Below are 25,256 nucleotides of genomic sequence, written 5' to 3' on the forward strand. Positions count from 1 at the left end.
ATCTAAAATCTAAAATTATTGTGACTTGGGACGAGAAAACTGCGAAGTTGGCTTGAAGTTTTCTACTGGTACGTTCTTAAGTGCCTTCTGCATAAAATCTTTCCAAATGGGAGCGACCATAACACCACCTGTGGCATGGTCAGCTAATTGTCTGTTGTCGTCTCTCCCTACCCAGACAGCAGTTGTTAACTGTGGCACAGTACCAACAAACCAAATATCCTTTTCTGATGATGTTGTTCCCGTCTTCCCTGCGGCTGGGCGACCTATAGCAGCCCCTTTACCTGTACCTTCAGAGATTACCGATCGCATCACATCGATAATGGCTGCTGAAGCCCAAGGATCGAGAACTAGCTGGGGTTTCGGGGTATTGTCTAGCAACACGTTACCACTACTATCGGTGACACGGGCAATTACAGTTGGTGGAGATTGCCAGCCATAATTAGCAAAAGTAGCATAGGCACTAGCCATTTCCAGAGGGGTGACACCAATTGCACCAAGTGGCAAAGAAGACACAGGCGCCATCGGACTCATAATCCCCAAGGTACGGCAGGTTTCTATGACTCTATTCATGCCCACAGCCTTACCAACCTTGATCACGGGAATGTTGCGCGATTGGGCTATAGCTGTGCGGATTGGCATAGCTCCCCTAAAAGTGCCATCATAATTTCTCGGAGAGTACATACCGTTACCATCTCGATAGCTAACTGGAGAATCTACTACCGTTGAGTCTGGCGTATATTTACCACTAGCAAAAGCAGTATAATATACAAACGGTTTAAAAGAAGATCCGGGCTGGCGTTCAGCTTGAGTTGCACGATTGAACTCGCTGGACTTAGGATCTATACCACCCACCAGTGCTTTGATAAAATGTGTGCGCGGATCAATTGCCACCAAGGCCATTTGATTCTTAGATAATCCCTGCTCTAGTAGTAATTTATGCCACTTACTGACAGTTTCTTCTGCCATCATTTGGAAGTCGGCATCAACTGTAGTTTGAACTCGCATCCCGCCTTTGAGTAGTGTCTCACGCCCAAACTTCTTAGCTAACTCCTGCGCTACAGTATTGGTTACATAGGGTAGGGCACTACCTTGAAAGGATTTGATTCTACCAAGTTTGATTTCTTGCTTGAGAGCATCGTCATACTCTGACTGGCTGATCCAGTTTAATTCCAGCATCCGTCCCAGCACTTCTTTTTGTTTCTGTTTTGCCAGCTTCATGCTCACAAACGGGCTGAACTCTTCTGGTGCTTGGATCAAACCCGCCATCATTGCTGACTCACCCAAGCTTAAATATTCTGCTGACTTATTAAAGTAACTGCGTGCCGCCGTTTGTACACCATAATTGTTATGACCCCAATAAACTTGATTGAGGTACATTTCAAAAATTTGGTCTTTATTGAGAATTTGCTCTAACCGGATTGCCAGCACCGCCTCTGCTAACTTGCGGGTAAAGGCACGCTTGTGAGATAAAAACAGGTTTTTTACCAATTGCATGGTAACAGTAGAGCCACCCTCTCGGACTCCACCTGCTGCGGCGTTAACTACAATAGCACGCCCAACCCCGACGGGGTTAATACCGTGGTGATCGTAAAAGTGGCTATCTTCACTTGCCAATACCGCCCGTTTGAGATTCGGGGAAATTCTATCTAGGGGTACGACTTCCCGGTTGGCTTCCCCGTGAATACTCGTTAAAAGTTTACCCTTAACGTCATAGATGTAAGTCGTTTCTGAGGGAAAGAAGTTACGTAGCTGTCTCACATCTGGCAAATTACGGAAACTAATGGCTAAACCAACCAGTCCTCCGGCTACAATAGAACTTGCCAGCATGGTGATTGAAAGCAGAGTACCGCCAGTTACCTGACCGACCCCTTTCATAAACTCAAAACCTGATGAAGCCCGACGTTGTGGCTGCTTATCTTCAAAAGTCCTAGACGACGACACGGCTATTACACTTCCTCACTTGTAAATTTAACTGTAATTGATTGGGCGAAGCAAGGCGGTTAATTTTTTGCAATTATAGTAGTTTGGCAGATGAGAAAGTGGATAAATTGCAAGTGTTTATAACCAACTTAACTTCTAGTGTGCAAAACATAGCTAACAGTGGATTTTCTAGTATGACGCAAGATTTTGCTTGGCTGCGTCGTGGTGTAGTAGAAGTTTTCCCACAACCAGTTGATGTTAACAGTGAAAGTCTAGAAAAGCGCTTGGTAACTACAAACCAACCTTTGAGGATCAAATTGGGGATTGATCCTACAGGTACTGATATTCATCTTGGTCATAGCATACCAGTACGAAAACTGCGAGCGTTTCAAGATGCAGGCCATATAGCAGTTCTAATTATTGGAGATTTTACCGCACGCATTGGTGATCCGACAGGTAAATCTGAAGTGCGTCGTCAGCTTACAGAAGCAGATGTAGCTCAAAATGCTCAAACTTATCTTGACCAAGTACGTCCTATCTTGGATTTTGACACACCAGGAAGGTTAGAGGTGCGCTATAACTCCGAATGGCTGTCTGGGCTAAACTTAGAGAAAATTTTGGAGTTACTCTCGACGATGACGGTGGGGCAGATGTTGGCGAAGGAAGGATTTGCCGATCGCTATAAAAAAGAGAACCCGATTTTTATCCATGAGTTCCTCTACCCGTTGATGCAAGGTTTTGATTCGGTTGCAGTTGAGGCAGATGTGGAATTGGGAGGGACTGATCAGAAATTTAACATTGCTGTGGGCAGAGATTTGCAGCGCCATTTTGGTCAAAAGCCCCAGTTTGGGATGCTACTGCCAATTTTGATTGGCACAGATGGGGTGCAAAAAATGTCCAAGTCTTTGGGTAATTATATTGGGTTGTCGGAACATCCAGGGCAAAAGTACCAGAAGTTACAAGGAGTTCCAGATAATCTCCTGTCACAGTATTTTGAACTGTTGACGGATTTACCTTTGGATAAACTGCCAGAAAATCCCCGCGATCGCCAAACACTCCTAGCATGGGAAATTGTCAAACAGTACCACGGCGAAACCGCAGCCCAAGAGGCAAAAGAAGCAGCGCAAAGCGGCGGCAAAGAAGGTGCAGTTCCAGAATTTTCTCTTTCTTCTGGCGTGCAGCAGTTTCCGACTAAGTTAGCTTATATTCTCAATGTCACTGGCTTGTGCAAAAGTACCGGAGAAGGAAAGCGGAAAATTCAAGAGGGTGGGGTGCGCTTAGATGGCGATCGCATTACCGATGTCGATATTACTTTTGCTGATCCCGGTGAGTTACAAGGTAAGGTTTTACAAGTTGGGAAAAATAAGTTTGTGCGCTTAGTTTAAATGGGGAGTGGGGAGTAGGGAATGGGGAGTGGGGAATTGCAAATGAACGCAGAACAACGAGTTATTGTGCCTTTGGATGTGCCAGATGAACAAAGTGCGATCGCTCTTATAAATCAACTTCCGCAAGTCGTTTGGTGGAAGGTAGGCTTAGAGTTGTTTACCAGCACTGGCCCGAAAATTCTGGAACTGTTAAAGTCCCGACAAAAGCGCATTTTCCTAGATTTAAAGTTTCACGACATCCCGAACACAGTCGCTGGTGCTTGTCGTAGTACAGCTAATTATGGGGTAGATTTGTTGACAATTCATGCTTCATGTGGTATAGATGCTCTCAAAGCTGCAACAGAGGCGGCGCAACAAGGGGCTGCCCAAGCGGGTGTAAAACCGCCTAAGTTAATTGCTATTACTTTGTTAACGAGTATTTCTGCTAGACAGTTGGCGTTTGATTTAAAGATTCCCCTAGAATTACCAGAATACGCCCTAGAAATGGCATTAATGGCTCAAAAGGCGGGATTGGATGGGGCAGTTTGTTCGCCCCAAGAAGTTGCACAACTACGGCAAACTTGTGGAGATGACTTTTTACTTGTTTGTCCGGGGGTTAGACCAACTTGGGCAGATAAAGGTGATCAAAAGCGATCGCTCACCCCAGCACAAGCAATCATTGCTGGTGCAGATTATCTAGTGATTGGGCGTCCCATTACTACTGCTACTGAGCCGGAGTTAGCCTGGAAGCGGATTTCTGAGGAGTTAAGCACGGTGGCATGAAGCTAAGAGTCAGTGAAAAACTGCCAGACATGCAGGGTGTAGGCGAGAGTAATTCTGCCTCTTCGCTCACCAAGAGAAGTTATAGTTGCCTTTTAGCTTGTGGATTCTGGGTTTTAGTCTCAAATAGCCTTGCTTATCCAGCGTTCTCGACAAATCTCGCCCCTAAACTCTCTGCGATCGCACCAAAGGAAAATGTCAACGGTGGGGTGAGGTCTTTGTGTTCTGAGCAAAATTTAGAAACATTAACTATACAGCTACTGCAAGATTTACCTAGTTATACTAATCGCGCTAGTCAACGCGCCCGCCGCCTCAGTAGAAGCAGTGATGTTTACAGTTATATGCTAGTGGCAGGAAGACCGGAGTTGACTCCTCTGCCGCTTAACCTTGAAGAATATAGTGCAGATGCGCCAAAAAGTACTGCATCAGGAGTTGAGCAAGTTTTCTTTACTACCTTGGAGCGCCAGTACATAGCAAAGAAAGCGGTAGAATTGCAGGAATTCCACTGGCTGTTGTTGACTAAAACTAAAAGTGGTTGGCAACTAGTGATGATGTTTTCTCAAATTGGTTCCCATTCAGCACAGCAACCACTATCCCCGCCACGCGATAGTAGTAACGGTACCGTTGCCCAAGGGGTTAAAACTTGGTTACGGGATTGTCAAGCGGGAAGTGTACGTCAAAAAAAACCTAATTCCAAATCTTCGTAAATTAGGAGAATATTAAATAATGTCTAAAATACTCACTCAAATTCTCTATGAACAGGATTATCACTTGTGGTTAGAAACTACATTGAAACAATTGCAAAAACGAGATTTAGAGTATCTTGATTGGGATCATTTGATTGAAGAGATTGAAAGATTGGGTAACGAACAGAAATACAAGCTCGAAAGTTATCTACTGCAACTTCTCAAACATTTGCTTTTGTATCAACATTGGAGTCTTCCTGAATGTAAAAATCATTGGGAAGTGGAAATTGATAATTTCCGGGTGGAACTCAGGAAATTAACTAAATCTCAAAACCTCTACAGCTATCTGCTCACAGTGCTTGAAGAAGTCTACATTGATGCGCTACGACAAGCAAAAAAGAAAAGTGGATTGAATTGTTTTCCACAAACTTGTCCTTATAGCATTGAGCAAATTTTAGATGTGGATTATTTACCACCATTTGTTTAGGGACTTGCAAATAAAAAAATACTCAACTACTTCTTGTGGGGTGGGCGACACGAGAGCCTTTGCTTTATTGATAAAAAAAAGTTTTAAGAGCCATTACTTTGATACCATTTCTTTGTAAAGCTGCGCCAAACCCTTTTAACTTCTTTCTTTCTTTCTTTCTTTCTTTCTTTCTTTCTTCGCGTCCTTCGCGTCCTTCGCGGTTCGTTTTTCTTTCTTGTACTTAAATATGGTTTAGCGCATCTTCATACAGAATTGGTATGAAATACTCTGGCGCGGCATAGCCCCTTGTTAAAGGTAGGCAAACTTGCACCACAGTGTACTAGTTCCTTTTATAATGATGCATCAGCTAACTAGCCTGTATCAGTATGATTTGACCTATGTATTTGGGAAGATTTTTAGGAAATATAGCTGATAAATAGGTAAAAAAAAGCAGACATTATTTAAAAACGAATGCTGGCTTGAATATAAGCGTTGTAACTGCCGTTTTTTGGCGATAACATGGGAATAAGTTGATTTTAAGCTTCTCAAACCGCGTTTAGCGTCAGTTTTTTTATGGACATTCAGTTAATCAACATTGGTTTTGGTAACATCGTGTCTGCCAACCGAGTAGTTGCCATTGTCAGTCCAGAGTCTGCCCCAATTAAGCGGATTATTACCGATGCACGGGACAGAGGTCAACTGATTGATGCAACTTACGGTCGTCGGACTAGGGCTGTAATTATCACCGATTCTAGCCACGTAATTCTGTCGGCGATTCAGCCGGAAACGGTAGCGAATCGCTTTGTGATTTCCCGCGAGCATCAGACTGTAGATAATTAACTAGCAGTGGGTTATTCCCACTTCTATTTGCACCCTATCGGCAGTACCATGTGAATTAGACAAGTTTTCTGTCACCCTTGCGACAAATTGTTTAGTCAATAGTGGGCTAGACCAGGAACACAAGACTAATGAATAATATCTATTGATTGATTCACAGGTTGAAGGGATGATGCCAGTTTTACCCATCCAAAGTAGTGCTACTACCGAAGAATATTTACATTTAGGCAGGTTAATTGTTTTAACTGGCCCCAGTGGGGTCGGTAAAGGCACTTTAATGCGATCGCTCTTACAACGTCATTCGGAACTATATTATTCCGTATCCGTAACAACTCGTTCTCCCCGTCCAGGGGAAATCGATGGCAAAAATTATTATTTTATTAGCCGCAGTAAGTTTCAACAATTAGTTGCTGAAGGTGAATTTTTGGAATGGGCAGAATTTGCTGGTAACTATTACGGCACTCCCCGTGAAGCTGTGCTTAACCAAATTAATTCCGGTAAGTTGGTAGTGCTGGAAATTGAACTAGAAGGGGCAAGACAAATTCGTGCTTCCTTCCCCAGTGCCCTGAGAATCTTTATTCTACCGCCTTCCTTTAATGAATTGGAGAAACGGATACGCTCTCGCGCCCAAGACTCCGAAGAAGCGATCGCCCGTCGTCTGCGTCGTGCCAAAGTAGAAATTCAAGCCGCAGATGAATTTGATATTAAAATCGTTAATGACGATTTTGAAACTGCTTTAAATGAGATTGAAGCGGTTTTGTTTAAATAAGTTTGGAGAGACGCGATTAATCGCGTCTGTACAGGAGTTAGGAATTTAAACTCCAAACTCCTAACTCCAAACTCCTAACTTCTAAATTAACCAAATAGACCTTGAATTAGTCCCAGATTACTAGTCAAAAAGTAAGCGACTACTGCACCACCAATACCACCAATCAAAAAAGAACTGGCGAAATTGTTCCAGCTTTCTTTAGAGTTAAAAGCATCTGCCGGAGGCTTGGGTACGGTAACACTAGGAAGTGCTTTGGGAGGATTGCTATTCGCATACAGGGATAAACCAGCCGTGAGAAGCACAACCAAGCCGATAGCTGACAGTAACCCAGCTAAGTTAGCATTATTTGTGTCCCGCAGTGGCCCCAATTTGGCAAAGGGGCCAAATATCCAGTAACCATGAGCTGCTCCTATTTCTAACGCACGTCTACCCGCGCTAAGACCTGGGCGATAGGCAGGTAAGTTATTAATGTACCACCTGCTTAAGGGAGAAGAATTAATCGGGGTTTCTAGGTTCCCTAGCTGTGGATCGCCGAATGGGGGAAAAACAACCTCCCGATTTCTGGGATCGCTAGGAAGATTCTTTGATGCATCTACTGCTTGTGCCATATTTTATGTTCGCCTCTAAATTAAAATGTTGGCATTTTTATATTAATAATAATTGTGGCTAAAGATGTCTTTTAGCTAGGAAGTTTAGAAAAATTAATTTAGCTAGTTTTTTAGCTCTGAAACTCGCGATCTGTAAAGAAAATCACGAGTTTCAAAAAACTATTTTTGCCGCCTATCTTGGTGATAATTCTGCCTAATTAAGCTGAATACATCAATTACACAATATTAGGCAAAAAGCAAGACATTCAACTGCCCTAAATCCCATTTGACACTTATGGCAGTGGGTGGAAAAGTAGGTCGGGGAAAAAGGCGTTGATTTCAATCAACAGAACTGCTGTGAGCGACAGCCAGATGGTAGCTGCCACGGGCGCTGTGGAAAGGAATTTAATCAAATAAGCTGATTGGTCGCTTTTGTCTGCCATGAATTTAGTCTCCAAAACCAATAAATTAGTTAAGCTGATTTAGCGTGGGGAAATGGGAATTTCTGAATCCTTGGCTGTTAATTTTCCAGAGAGAAACTCTTGGAGTGCTGCTACTGGCCAAGTAAAGCCTGACGCCATGATAGGTAGTGCCAAACCAAGATCGATTTGGACTTCTTTGAGTTCAGTGTTAGGTTCCTTTTTGATCGTTTGCAGATAGGCACGACCTACCCAACCAATCCAACCAGCAATATATAGAAAGAGAATGCTAGGGATCAGGAAGTCACCAGCATGATCTAAACGACCATCAACAATCAGGTGGGGGTAACCCTCAGGCCCACACAGCTCTTGAGAATAACGCTCAAATCGCTTTATCCCAGATTGGGGGTCACCAGTGGTATTACGGGCATTAGCTGCTAGCTGTTGAAAAGCGGGATTGTCTCTACAGGGTGTCAAATTAGCCCCTAAAGCTTTTGCTGGGGGGGCAAAATTCAACCAAAGACAAATCGCTAACATCAAAGCAAACAATCGTCGCATAGAGTTGTTTCCTTTTATTACAAAACAAAAAGTTCTTTGTACAAAACGAAGCGGCTTGTACAGTTGTTTATTTGCATAACTAGGAAGTCATCATACTCTTGGGTGGGAACCGAGTAAAGTTTAAGTAAATAAAAGTTAAAGTTTCTCAACCAAAATAAAGCGCTGAGTTTTGAGTGCCGAGTATAAGAATTGTTGTTGTAGGGTAGTAAAGAAGGAAGATTTTCTCTCTATTATTCAGGATTCCAGACTCAGCACTCATTACTCCCAATGGCAACCGTTTTAGCAATAGAAACAAGCTGTGATGAAACTGCCGTCGCAATTGTTAACAATCGTAAAGTTTACAGCAGTATCGTCGCCTCCCAAATTTCTGTCCATCAGCAGTATGGTGGGGTAGTGCCAGAAGTAGCATCTCGCCAGCACTTGGAAACGATAAATGTTGCGATCGCTCAAGCCCTTGAGCAAGCCAAACTAGACTGGGAGAAAATTGACGCAATTGCCGCCACTTGCGCCCCTGGACTCGTAGGAGCGCTATTGGTGGGGTTAACTGCTGCCAAAACCCTGGCGATGGTACACAACAAACCATTTTTGGGAGTTCATCACCTCGAAGGTCACATTTACGCAACTTATTTGAGCGAATCAACTTTAAATCCCCCTTTCCTTAGCTTACTGGTTTCAGGCGGACATACAAGCTTGATTTATGTCAAAGATTGTGGTAATTACGAAACCTTGGGACAAACCCGTGATGATGCTGCGGGTGAAGCCTTTGATAAAGTGGCGCGATTGTTAAAGCTGGGTTATCCGGGTGGGCCAATAATTGACAAACTGGCACAAGCGGGGAATCCTCAAGCCTTCGCTTTGCCATCCGGAAAAGTTTCTCTACCGGGCGGTGGGTTTCATCGTTATGATACGAGTTTTAGTGGGTTAAAAACGGCTGTATTACGTTTAGTGCAGCAGTTAGAGAAAGATGGTGGAGAAGTGCCAGTGGCAGATGTAGCAGCTAGCTTTCAGGAAACCGTAGCGCGATCGCTAACCAAAAGAGCGATCGCCTGTGCCCTAGACTATGGTCTAGACACAATTGCTATTGGTGGCGGTGTAGCAGCTAATAGCGGGTTGAGAAAAAACCTCCAAGCCGCCGCCGTTGAAAATAACCTACGCGTCCTATTTCCTCCCCTGAAATTCTGTACTGATAATGCCGCCATGATCGGCTGTGCCGCATCTGACCATCTATCTTGTGGTCATACATCCCCCCTGACACTCGGCGTTGAGTCTAGGTTAGCGCTTACCCAGGTGATGAAGTTGTATCAAAGAAGTTGAGTAGTATGCCCAATGCCCAATAACTATTGACTCTTGACTCTTGACCGGATGTGATCAGCTACTGCATCCGGCTGTTCCAACATAGCCAGGTGTCCGCAATCAGGAATTTCCAAAACATTGTCACCACAATATTGGAACAGTCTGTGAAAGCTAGCTAAATGGCGCACATACTTGGGTTCCATAACCTTATCTTCAGCACCAGCCAAAAAATAAACTGGCTGCTTCAATTGCGATACTAGCTCAGGTAAACGATTGATTTCTTCCTCAGTTGTGGAGTCTAACAAAGCTCCAAGAGCTGCTTCCGGGTCAGCCACAACGAAATCAATCAGGCGCTGACGTGCCCAATAGCGCTCCAAAGGATGTGCCACACTGGCTCTAGTAAACAGCAAATCAATCAAAGGCACTTGAGACAGCCAACGCGGGCGGACTTGCAAAAATTTCTGACCCGCGGAGCGAAACTGCTCAAAAGCTTCTTTGAGGTAAATACCACCGCCAGCGTTGATACAGATAACTCCCTTAACACACTCAGGTATTTGATCTGCTCCCCAAAGAGCGATCGTACCTCCTAAAGAGTGACCAATGAGCCAAGCACTGTTAATATTCAGCTGTTTCAGGAGAATTGCTAAATCCTGAGCATAGGCAGCAGGAGTATAAACAGAATCGAAAGGTGAGCCAACCGCACTACCGGAGATGGACGTAAGACTCAGAGACGTTTGTGCCCGACTAAAATCGGTTTTTACCTGGGACTGGGATTCACCAAAACCCCGCAAATCATAGGAAAGGCACTGCAAATCATCTGATAGGCGGGAAATCACAGGTTGCCAATATCCACGGCTATTGAGCCAACCGTGAATAAATACTAAAGCATGGGGGCAGGAGGTGGGAGCCGTTAGCTCGTATGCGTGTTGAACGCCCAAGATTTCGATAGTTGCCATACTTATATCGTACCCCTAAGGGCGGGTGCGACTAAATACGGAGTGCGAAGAGTTAGAAGTTAGGAGTGAGGAGTTGTTAATTTTTAACTCATAACTCATAACTCTTCACTTTTATCATTTACCTAGCAACCTCTGCCGCACCCCTTCAGCAATTTTGTGACCGAGATATTCAGGAATGAGGCTTTCATTTGGCCCCAACAAGTAAAGAATTAGCCGTGTACGTCCGCGCCAAACCAGTAAATTGGCATTGACTACCAACAAGTCTTCCTGCCAGATGGCGTACATCACTTTGTAAAATAATCCTGGTTGATTATCGGCTTCAATCACTAGGGCAGGGAGATGAAAGACCGGATCGACATAGAATTCAGTTTGTACCTGCTCTAAGCCAGTATCAAGATTGAATTCTACTGCTAGCATCTCTTCTACCTCAAACCGACCTCCTAAAGCCTCGCGAATGGCGCGACAGACATTTTCTGCGGTTTTGTCGGTCAAGGCTTTACTACCACGAGACACCAACAGTTTGATAAAAACTAACATCGGCGGACGGATCTGACCGTATAGACTCAGACCGTGGATAGTCAACCCATAAGCTGCTAGTACACCAAAAATATCGCTGAGGAGAAAAGACTGGTTGCGGTAAGCAAAATGCAAGGCACTTTTGCTACCTTCCGGTTTCAGTTCAATAACAGCGCGTCTAGTTTTATAAAGACGGTAGGCTAACCGTAAATTTTGCAGTTGAATCTCACTGCTGACGAATTGCTCATAAAACTGGGGAAACGCTCGGTTAAAGCGCTTTAGGAGTTCCAGTGTTGAAGATTTTAAACCAGAAGCCATTGTTAAGGGTAAGACTCGCTTGCTTTCATCACCTGGGGACTAGGGGCTGGGTGTTGGGTGTTGGGTGTTGGGGACAAGGGGGACAAGGGGGACAAGGGGGACAAGGGGGACAAGGGGGATAACAAAAGAGTGTTCTCTTGTCCCCAATCTCCAATGCTCCATGCCCAATCCCTTGTATACAATTCACTCCTAAGCTAACGTGCATTTAAGCTCTATACGAGCAATTGCCAGGATTAAGTTTTCCATTTTGAATGAGTGAATGAGTGAATGAGTGAATTGTTTATATCCTTACCCTTTTGGTGAATTTCTCCTAGCCTTTACCGAAAAATTGGGTCTAAAGCCCCGGACTTATAAGACGGCTTTTATGGTAGGATCAGGTGTCTCAGGTAGAATAACCGCCAATACAGGACGACTTAAATAAGTGAAACACGATAGTCCGGGAAATAATAGTCGATGAAAGAGGAAACCTAAATAGTAATATTTAGAATTCCCGCCCGTTCACGCCGGGGCGAACGTCAAAACAAAATGCTAAAGTTGAAAATGATTGGTGTGAAACACGCTCTAACTAGCTGTTGCCATTGCAAATCCCGAAAGCAACCGAAAAAATTTGAGTGTCAGGGGTAGTAAATGGGGGTAGCGATGTTAAACGTAAATCAACACTCCTGAGAGTGGAAACCAATTCAGTTATACTACCCGAACCACGTTGGCATGGGTTTTTGGAAAACTTGGTTTAGTACTCCTGAATCTGTAGCTACAACTAGGACAAATCCTTTTGAAGAGCATACAGCGCAAACTGCGGGTAACTCCAACCCCAGCAGCATTAGCGAAGCTTCTTCAAAGGACGCTCGCATCGTTTTCAGTACGGAGCGAGACATTGACCTGTATGAGCTAGAAGAACTCTGTGATGCAGTTGGTTGGTCGCGTCGTCCTCTAAGAAAAGTGAAAAAAGCTATTGAGCATAGTTTTCTTGTCGCCTCAATGTGGCAGGTGAGAGGAAACCAAAAGCGGCTCATTGGTTTTGCCCGCGCTACCTCAGATCACGCGTTTAATGCCACTATTTGGGATGTGGTGGTTCACCCAGACTTTCAAAGTCAAGGACTGGGCAAGGCACTGATGAAATACGTTCTCAAAAAACTTAGGAGTGAAGAAATTAGTAATGTCACTCTCTTCGCTGACCCGCATGTTGTAGATTTCTACCGAACTATGGGGTTTATGGCTGATCCGGAAGGCATCAAAGGCATGTTCTGGTATCCTCACTAGCGCTCAATCAAAATAAAACCCGATTTGCACAATAAAATCAGGTATAGCAAAAATCTATTATTTTGATGTGGTTTTGTAAGGTTCAGCCGACGAAGGCGCAAGTAGTATATATTATCTTGTAAAACTAAGTCGGCAAAAAACCTTTATCAGTTTAACAATCTAATCTATCTTATTTTGACAAAAGATGAAAAAGATTAGACATAAGCAGTGTTATCTGATATAATTAGATTAATGCCTTTTGGTAAAGCGCGATCGCTTTGATGGTAAGTTAAAACAAAACCAGAAAAAGTAGATAAGTGTAACCGGGATGTAGCGCAGCTTGGTAGCGCGCCTGCTTTGGGAGCAGGATGCCGCAGGTTCAAATCCTGTCATCCCGATTTAATTAGTATAGTTAACATTTAGGGCGGATTGGCTAGGGTTTTTTAGCTAAGATGTGCAATTTAATTGCATATTTTTACGGCGAAGATCAATTAGGCTGTTCTGCTGTTGGGTTGGTTGTTGAAGCTTAACCAGCAAATTTTGTCCTTAAGCAGTAAAATATTGCTGACACTGAGCTTTGTATAGATTTAAGAAGATATTGAAGCAAGCGCAGATGGAACGATTGATTAAGTAATAGCGTCACTCGATATTACAAAAAGCCGATAAAATGGCATTTATCATCTCCAAAGTCCCAGAGATGGAGATAATTTTCACTGTTTGAGAAGACATATAATAGGCATCTACGGCATTTCGCGGTGAATAGGGAAGCGAAACCGAGAAAAACACAACGTTAGCACAATCCATTTGTGAAAACGAGACTACAGCAACCCTAAATAGTTGCGGAATATTGGATTTTGGCCGTTGATGATTAACACTCAACCTCAACGCGCACAATGAATTTTTCACAACTGAAATAGATTGCTATATAACTGAAGCTAGTTGGTGCTGTGCAAATCCAACCATTTGTTTAATTCAATTGGACTATTGATGCGAGGAGCAGTCATGAAATCATTTATTCGCTTGGGCGCAACATTGGGTATAGCTGGCAGTGTATTTTTAGCGGGACTTTCAGGAATAGGCAATCTACCAGGAATAAGCAATCTAGAGGCGATCGCTTTGCCACAAGATCAGGTAGTGAAAAAACTTCAAGAAGTACCTGTCTTTACGCTGACCAATCCTAAAGGCGAATTCGTAGTTCTTTCGAGGAACAACGCATCCAAGCCGATCTCTCAAGTAGGATTTTTTATTAGCAAGCAAGATGCTCAAAAATTCCTTGACAATCGGCTCAAAAAAGAAAATCCCCAGCTAGCAGGCACCTTACAGGTTAGACCTTTGTCCTTGGCAGACTACTATAAAATAGTCCAAGAAAGCAAAAAGAAATCAGACTCTGTAATTTATACTTTAGTGCCGACGCAACAACAAGTAGCTTCGGCAACAAGTATGTTGAATCAAAATGGTAAAAAAGGGCAGCAATTCAATGGTATTCCCTTGTTTGTACCTAAATTTAAGAAAGATAATAGCTATTTGACCATTCCTGTCCCCAAAGGCAACGAGCGATTAATCCCATTCTTTTTTGAAAAAGAACAAGCAGTGGCTCTGTTAGACCAATTCAAAAAAGCCGTGCCAAAGGAAGCAAACAACACTGAGATTCAGGTGGTGGATTTGTACGGTGTTCTGGAGGCTCTCAATAGTAGCAACGATCCTGGTATAAATAAAATTGTTCTGTATCCATCGCGGGAGTCAATCAATTTTATTAGATCGCTTGCGCCGAATCAATCACCAGCTGGCAAGCCCGCTCCTGCCGCCGCTCCGAAAAAATAACGGATATGCACTCCAAGGTTGAAGCATGGGGGAGAAACATCTGATCTCTGGTTTACAACTTTGGCAGTGGCGGAATGCAGCGATTAAAGCAGCGATCGCCACTGATATCCCAGCAAGGGAGGTAGATTGGCTGCTTCTAGAGGTGGCTGGGTTAGACCGCTTGGCACTGCGTTTGGAGTCTTTCAAAAACTGGCCGCAAATTCAGCTGCAATTGCCGCTACAAGAGTTAGATCAATTGTGGCAGAGGCGATTAAATGACCGCTTGCCAGTGCAGTATATTGCCGGAGTTGCACCTTGGCGTCAGTTTAATATTGCAGTGTCCAGTGCGGTTTTGATTCCCAGACCAGAAACAGAGTCCTTAATTGATTTAGCTTTAGCAGCTGCTAGCAATGCATCAGGACACTGGGCAGATTTGGGTACTGGGAGTGGAGCGATCGCACTGGGACTAGCAGATGTCTTGCCAAAAGCAACAATTCATGCAGTTGATTACAGTTTAGAAGCTCTGGCGATCGCCCAAGCCAACGCCGAGAACTTGGGTTTTGCTGACCGGATTCGATTTTATCAAGGTTCCTGGTGGGAGCCACTGGCATTTTTAAAAGGTCAGTTCAGTGGTATGGTATCGAATCCCCCTTACATACCCACCAGTACCTTACCTACCCTGCAACCAGAAGTAGTTAACCATGAACCAGATCTAGCCCTGGATGGTGGCGCTGATGGCTTAGATTGCATTCGCCATTTGATAGAAATCTCCCCTAGCTATTTGCAACCTGGTGGCGTGTGGTTGATTGAGATGATGGCAGGACAGGCGGATTTAGTGCGAGAACTTTTGCAAAATCAAGGTAGCTATTGTAAAATTCAAATTCATGCTGATTTAGCTGGAATTGAACGCTTTGCCCTGGCGTATAAAAGTTAGGAGTGATGAGTATGAAATTGCTCACTTCTAACTCCTAAGTTCGTAAATATGACACAAGTTTCTCTAACGAATCTAATAGCTGGCGCACGCGCTGGTCTATTAGTGAGTTTTCCCACCGATACTGTTCCTGCACTTGCAGCGATACCAGAAAAAGCAGGATTAATTTTTGCGGCGAAGCAACGCAGTCAAGACAAACCTTTGATTTTGATGGCTGCTAGTGCTGAAGATTTGTGGCTTTATGTCAAAGGTAGTGAAAAGGAGTATAAAGTTTGGCAAGAACTAGCAGAGAAATATTGGCCAGGAGGGCTGACATTAGTTTTGCCAGCAAGCGATCGCCTGCCAAAAGTTATGAACCCCATTGACCCAACGACAATTGGTATCCGAGTACCAAACAGTGCGATCGCTCAAACTATTTTGGCGCAAACAGGCCCTCTTGCCACCACTAGCGCTAATTTTTCTGGTCAGCCGCCTTTGCAAACGATCGCAGAAATTGAGGCTCAGTTTCCCAAGGTTCTGACTCTAGCAATGACAGAATACCAGAGTGAAATACTGGGTATAGGTGTACCTTCCACCGTTGCTAAATGGACAGGGATAAATTGGCAAATTTTGCGGCCAGGTGCGATCAAGTTAGATATTTCGAGTGATAACCAGATATAGGTAGCTATAATGTTGTTTTCCTGATTTGAACAACAGAGAAATCAAAAACTTTAGTTTGCGCTGTTGTGGTTAATTAACAAGTTAATAATTGCCAGATTATGAATTGGAGCAACTGGATATATCTAGGAGCAGGAATAGCACTAAATATGCTTTTTTCTAGGTTATTTGTGCGATGGCTACGCCCAAAGCAGGCATCGTCAAACGTTTTATCTAGCTCATCCCCAGTAGCGCCATTAGATCAAGAGGATATGCCACCAATATCGCAACAGCTACAGCAAACGCAGCTAGCATACCAAATGGCAAGGGAAATGAGCCAGTTTAAAGCCGGTTTTTTGGCGCGGACTACCCATGAATTGCGATCGCCCCTTAATGGTCTGATTGGCTTGCATCAGTTAATTTTGTCAGATTTGTGTGAAGATCCAGCTGAAGAACGAGAATTTATTGCCCAAGCTCAGGAGCGAACACTGAAGTTGCTGAAGTTGATGGATGAAATTCTCGGCGTTGCTAGAATTGAACACGGGATGAATAAATTAGATATTCAGCCCAGACCGTTAGCCCAAATTTTGGAGGAGGTTCATAACTTAACTTATATGCTGGCGGCTAATCGCAATTTTCCCTTGCAATTGTTACCCGCAGACCCAGAAATTTATGTTTTGGCAGATTACCTCTGGCTTCGCCAAATATTGATAAGTTTAATAGACACTGCCATTACTCAAATGGACGAAGGCAGCATCTGTATTTCTACCAGCATCCCTACAAGTAATTTTGTCAACATTTGGCTGGATGTACCAACCCATGCCATACTTTGGAGCGAGCCGATTGATTTGATCAAATCTGAAGATCAGCCGACCCAGATTTACCAACAAAAGGCTGCTCTTTCCCCAGGAATGAGGTTATTGATCAATCAGACTCTGGTGGAAGTTATGGGAGGAAAGTTGGAAATCCTCCCTTCGACCATTGCGAAGGAACCAACTCAGCAGCTTACCAGACTGCAAATCTCTATCCCCCTAGTGATTCCTGAAGCTGATCTTCTGTAGCAGGAACGAAACCAAGGTTAGCTTGGTTATATAGCACCATCGTAGTGGTGGTGTTGGGCTGGAAACCAATCTTTTTGTAGAAACCCTGCTGGTGAGTAGTCATCAGGTAAACCCGCTCAACCCCCCTGATGTGGGGATGACTCAAAACGGTTTCTACTAATTTGCTTCCCAGCCCACTATTTTGATACTCTGGATGAATCACAACATCCCAAATCGTGGCGCGATATATGCCATCAGATGTTGCTCTAGCAAAGCCAATGAGTCGATCGCGATCGTAGACGGAAATTACTGGCTCACTATTGGCAATGGCTATACCTAAATCCTCAATACTGCGTCCCTTTGCCCAGAAAGCTGAAACGTTTAACAGTTCTTGGAGTTGGTAAAGGTCAATTTCAGACTTGCGTTCGCCTTTGGCGCAGCGCATCTGTTCGCTAAATTGAATCTGAGACTCTTTCATTTATGGCATCCACTTTTGGCAGTATCTTTGTATGGTTAAATCCCACTTTGCTGGAAATTGCTGTACTTGCTGTACCTGTATATGTATATGCAACGAGAAAGAAAAATTAATCACAAACCCACTTCCACAGAGGATGAGTCCGCCCCTGTTGACGTATCCGATAAACTTGTTTTTCTAAACGTTGTTTTTCCTGCTGTGGTAGTCCGAGTAGAATATTCCGACTTTGCCAAACTAAAACAGCAGCAGTCATCCCAATACAGAAGGCTAAACCGAAGGTAGACAGTGGATGGTAAAAGAGTCCAAATCTCACTGCCACCCAGGTAAAATATTGTTGCCACAGAGAAATTTCTTCACGTAGACCCCACAAGGAAACAGGCGCAATGGTCAGCCATAAACAGCCCACAAACAGCCATCTGCCATATACTGTCAGCTGATGTAGCCTTTGTACTTGTTGAGCAAACGATGGGTCAGATTTCTCCAAATCTGGGACAGTAGTTAATGGTTCTTCCGGTTGATCCATAGGGGAATAAAATTGCAAAGCATAGATGAGCAATTCAAAATGCTTTAACCCAATTGTGAAATACACACAAGTTTAACTATCTTGGGAACTGGCAGATGTATCAATCGACTCGGCGCCTACCACCTGGGATTTCTCCCTACGCTCTCGCCACCAAGCTAAAAGAGAACCGGCAATGAAAATACTTGAATATGCACCCATTGTGAATCCAATAATCAAAGCTAAAGAAAAGTTTCTCAGAGTTTCGCCGCCAAATAGGAATAGGGAAAATAATGTTAGCAAAACGGTAAACGTGGTATTAATTGATCGCGTTAAAGTTTGATTGATTGCATCATCAACCACTTTGTCAATGCGATCGTTAGGATGTAGATTCAGTATTTCCCGAATGCGATCGTAGATTACCACGGTATCTGTCACCGAGAAACCAGTAATAGTCAAAATAGCAACGACGAAAAGGCTATCAACTTCAATACCTGCTACTAATCCCAAGATGGAGAAAACACCCACCGTAATCAAAACATCATGGAACAAGGCAATAATTGCGATTACGGCATAGTCCACCTGGAACCGCACACTTAAATAAATAACGATCCCTGCGAAGGAGACAACCAGAGCTAATAACCCTTGGGAAAGTAATTGACGACCAAGTGTCGGGCCAACGGTGTCAATTTGGGTGGCTTTCGGGTCAAAGGCTCCAATTTTTTCAGTCAAAGCTGTTTGCAATTGGGTGCGTTGCTCGACATCTAATGTCTTCGTGCGAATCGATATTCCCTGTTGGTTTTGACCAACAACTTGGATGCTACTATTATTTAGCTTCTGAGCGTCAATTACTTCCCTGACGTTAGAGATTTCAATCGGTTGAGTGCAGTTGTTTGGTTGTGTACAATCGCGTTCAAATTGTAGCCGCGTACCACCGACAAAATCTAAACTGGGACGTAGTGGTGCGCCTAGTTGTTGCCAAGAAATCACCATCGCCACGATGCCAATGATCATCAGGGTGGCAGAAATTGTCCACCATAGTCCTCGCTGTTTGATCACACTAAATTTCATGACTGCACCTCCGCACCAGACTTAATTGACGTTGAGAGATTAGGACAAAACAACTCTGGCTTACGCAAGTTGGGAAATTGCAATGATAGGAACAGCAGTGTGCGACTACAAGTAATGGCAGTAAACAAATTTACCCCCAAGCCTAGCGCCAATGTCAAAGCAAAGCCTTTAACTAAACCTGCTCCTAAGAAAAACAGTGCTGCACAAGAAATTAATGATGTGACATGACTATCTAAAATGCTAGACCAAGCTCGGTAGAATCCTGCCTCTACAGAACGATATAAAGTTTTACCAGCGCGTAGTTCTTCACGGGTGCGTTCAAAAATCAATACGTTAGCATCAACTGCCATGCCGATACTGAGGATAAACCCAGCAATACCGGGGAGAGTTAATGTCACGCCTAACAAAGCGAAGGTGGCATAGGTCAATAGCGCATAGATAATCAAAGCAAAGTCGGCAATTAACCCTGGTAGTCGGTAGTAAACTAACATGAAAATCAATACTAACAGCAATCCGCCACTACCAGCGTAAATACTGCGTTGAATACTATCTTTACCTAAAGTTGCCCCAACAGTGCGGTTTTCGACGATTTGCACTGGTAAGGGTAAAGCACCACCCCGTAGCTGCACACCTAAGTTGTTGGCTTCTTGGGCGGTAAACCTACCTGTAATTACAGCAGCACCACCACTAATACCACTAGCAGCAAATTCTGGCCCGACACTCGGAGCGCTGATCAGTTCATTGTCTAGAAAAATGCCAATGCTGCGTCCTGTACCGGCAAGTTTTTTCGTCAGTTCGGCAAACAGTTCACCACCCTTTTGGTCGAAGCGAATGGCAACATTCCAATTGTTGTTTTGAGTGGGTTCACCGGCTGCATCTTTGAGGAATTTTCCTGCGAGTGGGGGGTTTGTGCTTTCAAATAATTCAGCGATCGCTTGATTATTTTTCTGCAAATCTTGCTGATTTTTGAGAATTGCTGCTTGATCGTTACTCTTTATCGAATCTTGTTGCTTTGCTTTCAATTCAGCTCGTGATGATTGGAAAGCAAACAGTTGGGTTTCCGTACCAGGCTTTTGCGTGCGAAATTCTAACTGCGCCGTACCCCCTAGAACCCGTTCAGCTTGCTGTGGATCGCTGACTCCGGGTAACTGCACTAGGATTTGATCTTTCCCTACAGTTTGTACCACTGGTTCAGAAACGCCAAGACCATTAATGCGACCTTCAACTATTTTTTTCACGGCTTCCAATTCGCGGTCGGTGATTTGCTTAATCTCCGGTGTTGTTTTCACTTGAATTGTGAGCTGTGAGCCTCCGCGCAAGTCTAGTCCTAGCGGAATCGAAATTGTGTTAATCACCGCAATGGCGGCGATTATCAGGACTACAATCAAAATTAAAAGCGATCGCTGTCTTTGCATACCATAACTCGCAACTGACAAAGGCTATAATAGCGCTCTTTTGTAGAGTTAGGAGTTATGAGTTGCAAGTTAGGAGTTATGAGTTGCAAGTTAGGAGTTGGGAGTTAAGAGTTGTAAATTCATTAAATTATTAACTCCTCACTCCTAACTTTTAAACCCGCAACGCTACCATTTTTTCTACAGCTTCTACTATTTGCTCTGGTTGGACAATTGTTAATCGTTCCAGATTGCCGTTGTAAGGCGTGGGGATGTCTTGGGAAGAAAGCCGCAGTACTGGCGCATCCAATTCATCAAATAAGCGATCGTTTATTGAGGCGATGACTTCTGCTCCGATGCCCGCAGTTCGCATCGATTCTTCCACTACAATCACTTTATGGGTTTTACGTATTGATGCGCCAATGGTATCAAAATCTAATGGCTTAAGCGAGATTAAATCAATAACTTCTGGATCATAACCTTGTTTTTCCAAAGTTTTTACCGCTTGCAGCACATGATGCCGCATCCGGGAATAAGTGATAATTGTGACATCTTTTCCTTGACGCACAACTTCTGCTTTATCTAGGGGTAGTAAATATTCTTCTTCTGGTAAATCTTCTTTCAAGTTGTAAAGCAGAACGTGTTCAAAGAACAACACAGGGTTATCATCGCGGATAGCGGATTTTAGTAGTCCTTTAGCATTTCTTGGTGTGGAGCAGGCAACAATCTTTAACCCTGGCACAGCTTGGAAGTAAGTTTCTAGTCGCTGGGAATGTTCTGCCCCTAGTTGTCGTCCGACACCTCCAGGGCCGCGAATTACCATCGGAATTTTAAAGTTACCGCCAGAAGTATAGCGCAGCATCCCAGCGTTGTTGGCTATTTGGTTGAAGGCGAGCAATAAAAAGCCCATATTCATGCCTTCGATGATCGGACGCAACCCAGTCATTGCGGCTCCCACTGCCATGCCGGTAAAGCTATTTTCGGCGATGGGGGTGTCTAAAATGCGGAGTTCGCCATATTTTTGGTACAGGTCTTTGGTGACTTTATAGGAACCGCCGTAGTGTCCGACGTCTTCACCGAGAACGAATACGCTCGAATCACGCGCCATTTCTTCATCAATGGCTTCCCGTAAGGCGTTGAAGAATAGTGTTTCTGCCATTTAGACCTTTTAGTACGATTATAGTTTTAGAATTTTATCGTGCTGCTGTCACAAATACGGTGAGCGATCGCACTAGTTAGAGATTGTTTGCATAAACCGCCCCTAGCACAGAGCGACTAATTGCCATAACTATATCAAATAGATTTTATCGGTTTTAGGAGCGATCGCCTGACACTCTGGCAAACGAGAGAATCCTCTATTTATTTACTATAAGGTTGACAATGTACAGACAATATGCTTAATCAACTCCCAGAAATCAACCATTTCGTAGGACAGGCAAGATGCGTGTCCTACAAAATTCAAATCACCAAGGATTAATTACCAGCAGCCAACTTATCCAAGAAATCGATTTTTACAGCCAGATTGGTTATATCTTGATTGGTTTCCAAGTTCTTAATTTCAGCATTATTCAAGGCAACAATGTAGGGTTGTTCACCAACATAGGTGATAAGAGGCCCGCCAGAAGAACCACCTCCAGTAGCGCAATCATGCAAAAGTACCCCTGACTCCTCCCCAACAATGCTACACCCGGCTTCAAAGCTTGCAGTCCATCCTCTACCGGCAGTCAGGTCTTCATAGCCTTTTTTCTTGGGATTGGGAAAATCGCCAGAGTAGCCAACAAAGGATAACGTTTTTGGGTTATTAATAAGAGTCGAAGAACGCAAAGATTTCCAGCCTAAATGACCATACTTCCGACCGAGAGGCTGATTAATTTTGAGAAGTGCCCAGTCGTTTATCTGATTTGTGAGCTTGTCATCTGTAAAATCTGTACCGTAAACAACTTGCTCTACTAAAACTTCATCCTGCACAACACCATTAATCACATTTGGCATAAACAGAATTTTTTGACTTAATTTATGGGTATCAGGGTCAATAACGCAATGGGCATTTGTCAAAACTATATCATCATCAATTAAAGTTCCCGTGCAATGATAGCTTTTGGCATCAGTTGTTGTACCCTGAACTCGGCCAATAGTTGACCAAGGATATTTTCTGCTAGTCATGGGGATACGGTCATCGACACCGCGAGGTATTCCCCGGTTAACTTCATCAGCCTTTTTCGACTGATTGAGGTCAGAAGGTTTAAAAGGCTTTCCATTCGCGGGTAGCTTGAATTGAGATGCTTCTTGAAATTTGCTGAATGTTGGTGGTTTACTTTGTTGAGTTTCTGTCTGTGCTTGTGCATGAACTGATACCCAACCGCCCAAAGTTATCGCACCAATAATTGCAGCAAAAAAGAGAGTAAAAAATTGTTTGTAGATAGGCTTTTTAGTCATTGTTTGAACTCCTTATACCGTTTCTTTGTGAAGCTGCATATATTTACCCCCCGGCTACGCCGTCCCCCCTTGTGAAGGGGGGACTGATTATGTGCATCTTCATACAGAATTGGTATTAGTTAATTAATACTTGCAATTTCATCATTAATTACGAATTACGAATTACGAATTAGTAATTATTTCGCCATTCACCTTGCAGAGTGAAAGCAGCCCAATAACGGGGATCTTGCCAATTTTTATGTTCCCACAAATACAGTTGTGCATCTCTCAGAGCAGCAATAGGAGATTTACCTTGCTGCCACATTTGGCGATAAAATTCGCTCATCAATTCCTTAGTTCCCTGATCGTCAACACTCCATAAAGACACCGCTACTCGTTGTGAACCTGCATACATTAATCCTCTTGTCAATCCTACCAACCCTTCCCCCTGAACTTCCTTACCTAGCCCAGTTTCACAGGCACTCAACACCACTAAATCAGCGGGTAAATCCAGATTGAAGATATCGTTGAGCCGCAGATAACCTCTTTGGGGCTTACCTTGTTTGTCTACCAACGAAAGTACAATGCCTGATAATTCTGGGTTGCTGCTGTTGGCAAAGCCGTGAGTTGCAAAATGAATGATGCGGTATTGACTTAGTTGTGGGTTAGTTACCCACTTGTAGTTAGCATCAAAATCAAAAGCTTGCAGGCTATCTTTTGGCGAGACGAGTTTGAGAATTGCCTCTGCTTCTTGGCGAGTACCATCAAGTCGTCCCCAACCGTCGCGGTTAAGATTTTTGGCAGATCGTGCTAGAGCAGAACGTTGTTCGTCGAATGCGGGAGTTGAGGAATCTTTATCTGGTTTACCAGTGACCCGCGACTCATCAGCGCTAAATACCGGATCAGCGAGGATGGCTAGGGCTTTGGGTGCGGCTTTGCGTCCTTTGGTTTCCTGTCTGAGTATGGCTATGGTTGAGGCAGAAGGAAGATTGACGATTTCATGATTTATAAGCAGGGGTTGGTAATTGAACTTTGTGCCTCCGCTAGGGGATGGGAGTTTATTCTGCTCCCCCTTCTTCCCTGGTAGAGAAGCAGGTTGGGGGTTTAGGTCAGTTAATGCCGCAAAGGGAATATTTTGCAAAGCACCATCAGCGACAATTACCAAGCGTTTTTTCCCTAACTTCTTAGCGACAGGTGCAAGGATGATTTGACTCAGTTGGGTTGCAGCTTTGACGGTTCCCTTCGGGTCTGTAACTACTACCAAACTTTGGCGAAAATCATTTGTAGCTTTCTCTATCTGTTCGCGTCCAGGTAGTTCATAAGTATCGAGAGAATTGGGAGTGACAGCCCAAAGATAGCTGCGTTCTTTACCTAAAGAATATTGCAATAGCAGGGTGTCTGAATCGAGTTGTTGCTGAATTTAAGCTAATTTCAGAGGTTCAGGATATTTCAGTGCTGCATATTTGGGGCTACTTGTACGGATTTTGGTTTGCAGTTCTTGGTATTGGCTACGGAGGTCGGCAATTTCTTTTTCGAGGTTTTGGATTGCGGTTGTGGGTGCTTTTTTATTCAGTAACTCTTGACGCAGTTGATCTCTAGCATCAAGTTGCTGCTCCAAGTTTTGTTCTTCTGCCAGTAGTTGCGGGTTAACGCCTTTACGGATTTTGGCATTGGCTTCTGTTAATAGTTCTAAAAGAACCCTGGCACGCGATCGCTCACTCATGTGTAGTGCCAAAGCGTCGTATCCTTTAGATGGTTCTTTTTTGTGCAGTTCCATCAAGATATCGATTTTAAGTTGATAATAATCTTGTACTGTGGCAAAAAAGGAGGTTCGTAAGTCGGAACTAACGACTTCTTTACGGATGTTTTCGATGATTGCGATCGCTTGATCTATGGGGGTGAGGGCTGCTTGGAGTTGGCTGTTTTGGCGTTGCAGTTTGGCGATGTTGTAGAGACTTTGGGCTTGTTCAGAACGTAAGCCCATTTGAGTATAGAGAGCAAGTTGTTCTTTATAGGCTTCTATGGCTTTCTCTGGTTGTTTAAGGGCTACGTAAGCTTCACCAGTTCCGGCGATCACATTCGCCTCTATTTCCCGGAAGCCGGATTCTCGCCCCAGTTTTCTAGCTTTTTGAGAGGATTCTAGAGACTTGGCATAATTTCCTTGTTTAATCTCAACTTGAGCAAGGATATCAAGTGTCGCTGCTTCTAAGGCTAATTTATACTCATCAATCTCTAAGAGGGTGTTTATAAATAAAAAATAAAGAGCACCATAGTAATTCCCCCAGGACAG

At 43.7% G+C, this 25,256-nt stretch carries 26 protein-coding genes and 1 tRNA gene; 13 read left to right on the forward strand and 14 right to left on the reverse strand.

Annotated features, from left to right (window positions below):
- Positions 1 to 15: 15 nt before the first annotated feature.
- Positions 16 to 1,941: a transglycosylase domain-containing protein gene (locus HWQ23_RS18995; RefSeq protein WP_292831134.1), complete on the reverse strand. Its 1,926-nt coding sequence runs from the start codon at positions 1,939 to 1,941 to the stop codon at positions 16 to 18.
- 173 nt (positions 1,942 to 2,114) lie between these two features.
- Here HWQ23_RS18995 and tyrS point away from each other — a divergent pair, with 173 nt between their 5' ends.
- The 6 genes from tyrS (at position 2,115) to gmk (ending at position 6,822) form a co-directional block, all read left to right on the forward strand.
- The gene (gene tyrS / locus HWQ23_RS19000; protein ID WP_292831137.1) at positions 2,115 to 3,305 is read left to right on the forward strand and encodes a tyrosine--tRNA ligase; all 1,191 of its coding nucleotides are present in this window, start codon (positions 2,115 to 2,117) and stop codon (positions 3,303 to 3,305) included.
- A 42-nt stretch (positions 3,306 to 3,347) separates the two neighbouring features.
- Positions 3,348 to 4,067, forward strand: a complete 720-nt coding sequence (gene pyrF / locus HWQ23_RS19005; RefSeq protein ID WP_292831140.1) for an orotidine-5'-phosphate decarboxylase — start codon at positions 3,348 to 3,350, stop codon at positions 4,065 to 4,067.
- On the forward strand, positions 4,064 to 4,771 hold the full coding sequence (locus HWQ23_RS19010; RefSeq protein ID WP_375466636.1) for a hypothetical protein: 708 nt from the start codon (positions 4,064 to 4,066) through the stop codon (positions 4,769 to 4,771). The genes pyrF and HWQ23_RS19010 overlap by 4 nt, the downstream gene beginning before the upstream one ends.
- A 19-nt stretch (positions 4,772 to 4,790) precedes the next feature.
- Positions 4,791 to 5,237, forward strand: coding sequence for a DUF29 domain-containing protein (locus HWQ23_RS19015; protein ID WP_292831143.1), 447 nt, complete (start codon positions 4,791 to 4,793; stop codon positions 5,235 to 5,237).
- A gap of 552 nt (positions 5,238 to 5,789) precedes the next feature.
- Positions 5,790 to 6,056: an extracellular matrix/biofilm regulator RemA gene (gene remA / locus HWQ23_RS19020; protein WP_041233849.1), complete on the forward strand. Its 267-nt coding sequence runs from the start codon at positions 5,790 to 5,792 to the stop codon at positions 6,054 to 6,056.
- 166 nt (positions 6,057 to 6,222) lie between these two features.
- Positions 6,223 to 6,822, forward strand: a complete 600-nt coding sequence (gmk, locus tag HWQ23_RS19025) for a guanylate kinase (RefSeq protein ID WP_292831196.1) — start codon at positions 6,223 to 6,225, stop codon at positions 6,820 to 6,822.
- An 86-nt stretch (positions 6,823 to 6,908) separates the two neighbouring features.
- Here the strand turns inward: gmk and HWQ23_RS19030 are convergent, their stop codons facing one another.
- The 3 genes from HWQ23_RS19030 to HWQ23_RS19040 all read right to left on the reverse strand — a co-directional run bounded on the left by HWQ23_RS19030 (position 6,909) and on the right by HWQ23_RS19040 (position 8,386).
- Positions 6,909 to 7,430 (reverse strand): photosystem I reaction center protein subunit XI, encoded by a 522-nt coding sequence (locus HWQ23_RS19030; RefSeq protein WP_292831146.1) that lies wholly within the window; start codon positions 7,428 to 7,430, stop codon positions 6,909 to 6,911.
- Positions 7,431 to 7,702: 272 nt separating this feature from the next.
- Complete coding sequence (gene psaJ, locus HWQ23_RS19035; RefSeq protein ID WP_292831149.1) at positions 7,703 to 7,852, reverse strand: photosystem I reaction center subunit IX; 150 nt, start codon at positions 7,850 to 7,852, stop codon at positions 7,703 to 7,705.
- Between the two features lie 39 nt (positions 7,853 to 7,891).
- On the reverse strand, positions 7,892 to 8,386 hold the full coding sequence (locus HWQ23_RS19040) for a Photosystem I reaction center subunit III (RefSeq protein ID WP_292831152.1): 495 nt from the start codon (positions 8,384 to 8,386) through the stop codon (positions 7,892 to 7,894).
- Positions 8,387 to 8,653: 267 nt separating this feature from the next.
- On the opposite strand from HWQ23_RS19040, the gene tsaD reads away from it, so the two are divergent.
- Positions 8,654 to 9,700 (forward strand): tRNA (adenosine(37)-N6)-threonylcarbamoyltransferase complex transferase subunit TsaD, encoded by a 1,047-nt coding sequence (gene tsaD / locus HWQ23_RS19045; RefSeq protein WP_292831155.1) that lies wholly within the window; start codon positions 8,654 to 8,656, stop codon positions 9,698 to 9,700.
- Between the two features lie 23 nt (positions 9,701 to 9,723).
- On the opposite strand, the gene HWQ23_RS19050 is transcribed toward tsaD, so the two are convergent.
- The gene (locus tag HWQ23_RS19050; protein WP_292831158.1) at positions 9,724 to 10,635 is read right to left on the reverse strand and encodes an alpha/beta fold hydrolase; all 912 of its coding nucleotides are present in this window, start codon (positions 10,633 to 10,635) and stop codon (positions 9,724 to 9,726) included.
- A 114-nt stretch (positions 10,636 to 10,749) separates the two neighbouring features.
- A complete protein-coding gene (locus HWQ23_RS19055) occupies positions 10,750 to 11,469 on the reverse strand; it encodes a hypothetical protein (protein WP_086763971.1) in 720 nt (239 codons plus the stop codon).
- 708 nt (positions 11,470 to 12,177) lie between these two features.
- Between HWQ23_RS19055 and HWQ23_RS19060 the strand changes: the two genes are divergently transcribed.
- The 6 genes from HWQ23_RS19060 to HWQ23_RS19085 all read left to right on the forward strand — a co-directional run bounded on the left by HWQ23_RS19060 (position 12,178) and on the right by HWQ23_RS19085 (position 17,136).
- Positions 12,178 to 12,729 (forward strand): GNAT family N-acetyltransferase, encoded by a 552-nt coding sequence (locus HWQ23_RS19060; protein WP_292831161.1) that lies wholly within the window; start codon positions 12,178 to 12,180, stop codon positions 12,727 to 12,729.
- 303 nt (positions 12,730 to 13,032) lie between these two features.
- A tRNA-Pro gene (locus HWQ23_RS19065) sits at positions 13,033 to 13,106 on the forward strand.
- Between the two features lie 604 nt (positions 13,107 to 13,710).
- The gene (locus HWQ23_RS19070) at positions 13,711 to 14,529 is read left to right on the forward strand and encodes a Tic22 family protein (protein ID WP_292831164.1); all 819 of its coding nucleotides are present in this window, start codon (positions 13,711 to 13,713) and stop codon (positions 14,527 to 14,529) included.
- Positions 14,530 to 14,554: 25 nt separating this feature from the next.
- A complete protein-coding gene (prmC, locus tag HWQ23_RS19075; RefSeq protein WP_292831167.1) occupies positions 14,555 to 15,442 on the forward strand; it encodes a peptide chain release factor N(5)-glutamine methyltransferase in 888 nt (295 codons plus the stop codon).
- 48 nt (positions 15,443 to 15,490) lie between these two features.
- Positions 15,491 to 16,099, forward strand: coding sequence for an L-threonylcarbamoyladenylate synthase (locus tag HWQ23_RS19080; RefSeq protein ID WP_292831170.1), 609 nt, complete (start codon positions 15,491 to 15,493; stop codon positions 16,097 to 16,099).
- A gap of 98 nt (positions 16,100 to 16,197) precedes the next feature.
- A complete protein-coding gene (locus tag HWQ23_RS19085) occupies positions 16,198 to 17,136 on the forward strand; it encodes a sensor histidine kinase (RefSeq protein ID WP_292831173.1) in 939 nt (312 codons plus the stop codon).
- Here the strand turns inward: HWQ23_RS19085 and HWQ23_RS19090 are convergent.
- The 8 genes from HWQ23_RS19090 to HWQ23_RS19125 form a co-directional block, all read right to left on the reverse strand.
- Positions 17,099 to 17,593, reverse strand: coding sequence for a GNAT family N-acetyltransferase (locus HWQ23_RS19090; RefSeq protein WP_292831175.1), 495 nt, complete (start codon positions 17,591 to 17,593; stop codon positions 17,099 to 17,101). The two genes, HWQ23_RS19085 and HWQ23_RS19090, sit on opposite strands and share 38 nt — an antisense overlap.
- Before the next feature lie 106 nt (positions 17,594 to 17,699).
- Positions 17,700 to 18,113 carry a hypothetical protein gene (locus HWQ23_RS19095; RefSeq protein WP_292831177.1) on the reverse strand — a complete coding sequence of 138 codons (414 nt, stop codon included), beginning with the start codon at positions 18,111 to 18,113 and terminating at the stop codon, positions 17,700 to 17,702.
- Positions 18,114 to 18,185: 72 nt separating this feature from the next.
- Positions 18,186 to 19,160, reverse strand: coding sequence for a protein translocase subunit SecF (gene secF, locus HWQ23_RS19100; protein WP_292831181.1), 975 nt, complete (start codon positions 19,158 to 19,160; stop codon positions 18,186 to 18,188).
- Positions 19,157 to 20,575 (reverse strand): protein translocase subunit SecD, encoded by a 1,419-nt coding sequence (secD, locus tag HWQ23_RS19105; RefSeq protein WP_292831199.1) that lies wholly within the window; start codon positions 20,573 to 20,575, stop codon positions 19,157 to 19,159. The genes secF and secD overlap by 4 nt, the downstream gene beginning before the upstream one ends.
- 151 nt (positions 20,576 to 20,726) lie before the next feature.
- The gene (locus tag HWQ23_RS19110; protein WP_292804050.1) at positions 20,727 to 21,710 is read right to left on the reverse strand and encodes an alpha-ketoacid dehydrogenase subunit beta; all 984 of its coding nucleotides are present in this window, start codon (positions 21,708 to 21,710) and stop codon (positions 20,727 to 20,729) included.
- Positions 21,711 to 22,024: 314 nt separating this feature from the next.
- Positions 22,025 to 22,987 carry a trypsin-like serine peptidase gene (locus HWQ23_RS19115; protein ID WP_292831184.1) on the reverse strand — a complete coding sequence of 321 codons (963 nt, stop codon included), beginning with the start codon at positions 22,985 to 22,987 and terminating at the stop codon, positions 22,025 to 22,027.
- A 169-nt stretch (positions 22,988 to 23,156) separates the two neighbouring features.
- The gene (locus HWQ23_RS19120) at positions 23,157 to 24,353 is read right to left on the reverse strand and encodes a CHAT domain-containing protein (protein WP_292831187.1); all 1,197 of its coding nucleotides are present in this window, start codon (positions 24,351 to 24,353) and stop codon (positions 23,157 to 23,159) included.
- 33 nt (positions 24,354 to 24,386) lie between these two features.
- A partial coding sequence (locus HWQ23_RS19125) for a tetratricopeptide repeat protein (protein ID WP_292831190.1) occupies positions 24,387 to 25,256 on the reverse strand: 870 nt, incomplete at its 5' end.

It is taken from the genome of Nostoc sp. JL33 (genome assembly GCF_017114985.1).
Taxonomy (GTDB): Bacteria; Cyanobacteriota; Cyanobacteriia; order Cyanobacteriales; family Nostocaceae; genus Nostoc.

What these genes read in the sequence shown, in the direction of transcription:
- tyrS (WP_292831137.1), top strand. Translation starts at nt 2,115, where the DNA reads ATGACGCAAGATTTTGCTTGGCTGCGTCGTGGTGTAGTAGAAGTTTTC.
- pyrF (WP_292831140.1), top strand. Translation starts at nt 3,348, where the DNA reads ATGAACGCAGAACAACGAGTTATTGTGCCTTTGGATGTGCCAGATGAA.
- HWQ23_RS19010 (WP_375466636.1), top strand. Translation starts at nt 4,064, where the DNA reads ATGAAGCTAAGAGTCAGTGAAAAACTGCCAGACATGCAGGGTGTAGGC.
- HWQ23_RS19015 (WP_292831143.1), top strand. Translation starts at nt 4,791, where the DNA reads ATGTCTAAAATACTCACTCAAATTCTCTATGAACAGGATTATCACTTG.
- remA (WP_041233849.1), top strand. Translation starts at nt 5,790, where the DNA reads ATGGACATTCAGTTAATCAACATTGGTTTTGGTAACATCGTGTCTGCC.
- gmk (WP_292831196.1), top strand. Translation starts at nt 6,223, where the DNA reads ATGATGCCAGTTTTACCCATCCAAAGTAGTGCTACTACCGAAGAATAT.
- HWQ23_RS19030 (WP_292831146.1), bottom strand. Translation starts at nt 7,430, where the DNA reads ATGGCACAAGCAGTAGATGCATCAAAGAATCTTCCTAGCGATCCCAGA.
- psaJ (WP_292831149.1), bottom strand. Translation starts at nt 7,852, where the DNA reads ATGGCAGACAAAAGCGACCAATCAGCTTATTTGATTAAATTCCTTTCC.
- HWQ23_RS19040 (WP_292831152.1), bottom strand. Translation starts at nt 8,386, where the DNA reads ATGCGACGATTGTTTGCTTTGATGTTAGCGATTTGTCTTTGGTTGAAT.
- tsaD (WP_292831155.1), top strand. Translation starts at nt 8,654, where the DNA reads ATGGCAACCGTTTTAGCAATAGAAACAAGCTGTGATGAAACTGCCGTC.
- HWQ23_RS19050 (WP_292831158.1), bottom strand. Translation starts at nt 10,635, where the DNA reads ATGGCAACTATCGAAATCTTGGGCGTTCAACACGCATACGAGCTAACG.
- HWQ23_RS19055 (WP_086763971.1), bottom strand. Translation starts at nt 11,469, where the DNA reads ATGGCTTCTGGTTTAAAATCTTCAACACTGGAACTCCTAAAGCGCTTT.
- HWQ23_RS19060 (WP_292831161.1), top strand. Translation starts at nt 12,178, where the DNA reads ATGGGTTTTTGGAAAACTTGGTTTAGTACTCCTGAATCTGTAGCTACA.
- HWQ23_RS19070 (WP_292831164.1), top strand. Translation starts at nt 13,711, where the DNA reads ATGAAATCATTTATTCGCTTGGGCGCAACATTGGGTATAGCTGGCAGT.
- prmC (WP_292831167.1), top strand. Translation starts at nt 14,555, where the DNA reads ATGGGGGAGAAACATCTGATCTCTGGTTTACAACTTTGGCAGTGGCGG.
- HWQ23_RS19080 (WP_292831170.1), top strand. Translation starts at nt 15,491, where the DNA reads ATGACACAAGTTTCTCTAACGAATCTAATAGCTGGCGCACGCGCTGGT.
- HWQ23_RS19085 (WP_292831173.1), top strand. Translation starts at nt 16,198, where the DNA reads ATGAATTGGAGCAACTGGATATATCTAGGAGCAGGAATAGCACTAAAT.
- HWQ23_RS19090 (WP_292831175.1), bottom strand. Translation starts at nt 17,593, where the DNA reads ATGAAAGAGTCTCAGATTCAATTTAGCGAACAGATGCGCTGCGCCAAA.
- HWQ23_RS19095 (WP_292831177.1), bottom strand. Translation starts at nt 18,113, where the DNA reads ATGGATCAACCGGAAGAACCATTAACTACTGTCCCAGATTTGGAGAAA.
- secF (WP_292831181.1), bottom strand. Translation starts at nt 19,160, where the DNA reads ATGAAATTTAGTGTGATCAAACAGCGAGGACTATGGTGGACAATTTCT.
- secD (WP_292831199.1), bottom strand. Translation starts at nt 20,575, where the DNA reads ATGCAAAGACAGCGATCGCTTTTAATTTTGATTGTAGTCCTGATAATC.
- HWQ23_RS19110 (WP_292804050.1), bottom strand. Translation starts at nt 21,710, where the DNA reads ATGGCAGAAACACTATTCTTCAACGCCTTACGGGAAGCCATTGATGAA.
- HWQ23_RS19115 (WP_292831184.1), bottom strand. Translation starts at nt 22,987, where the DNA reads ATGACTAAAAAGCCTATCTACAAACAATTTTTTACTCTCTTTTTTGCT.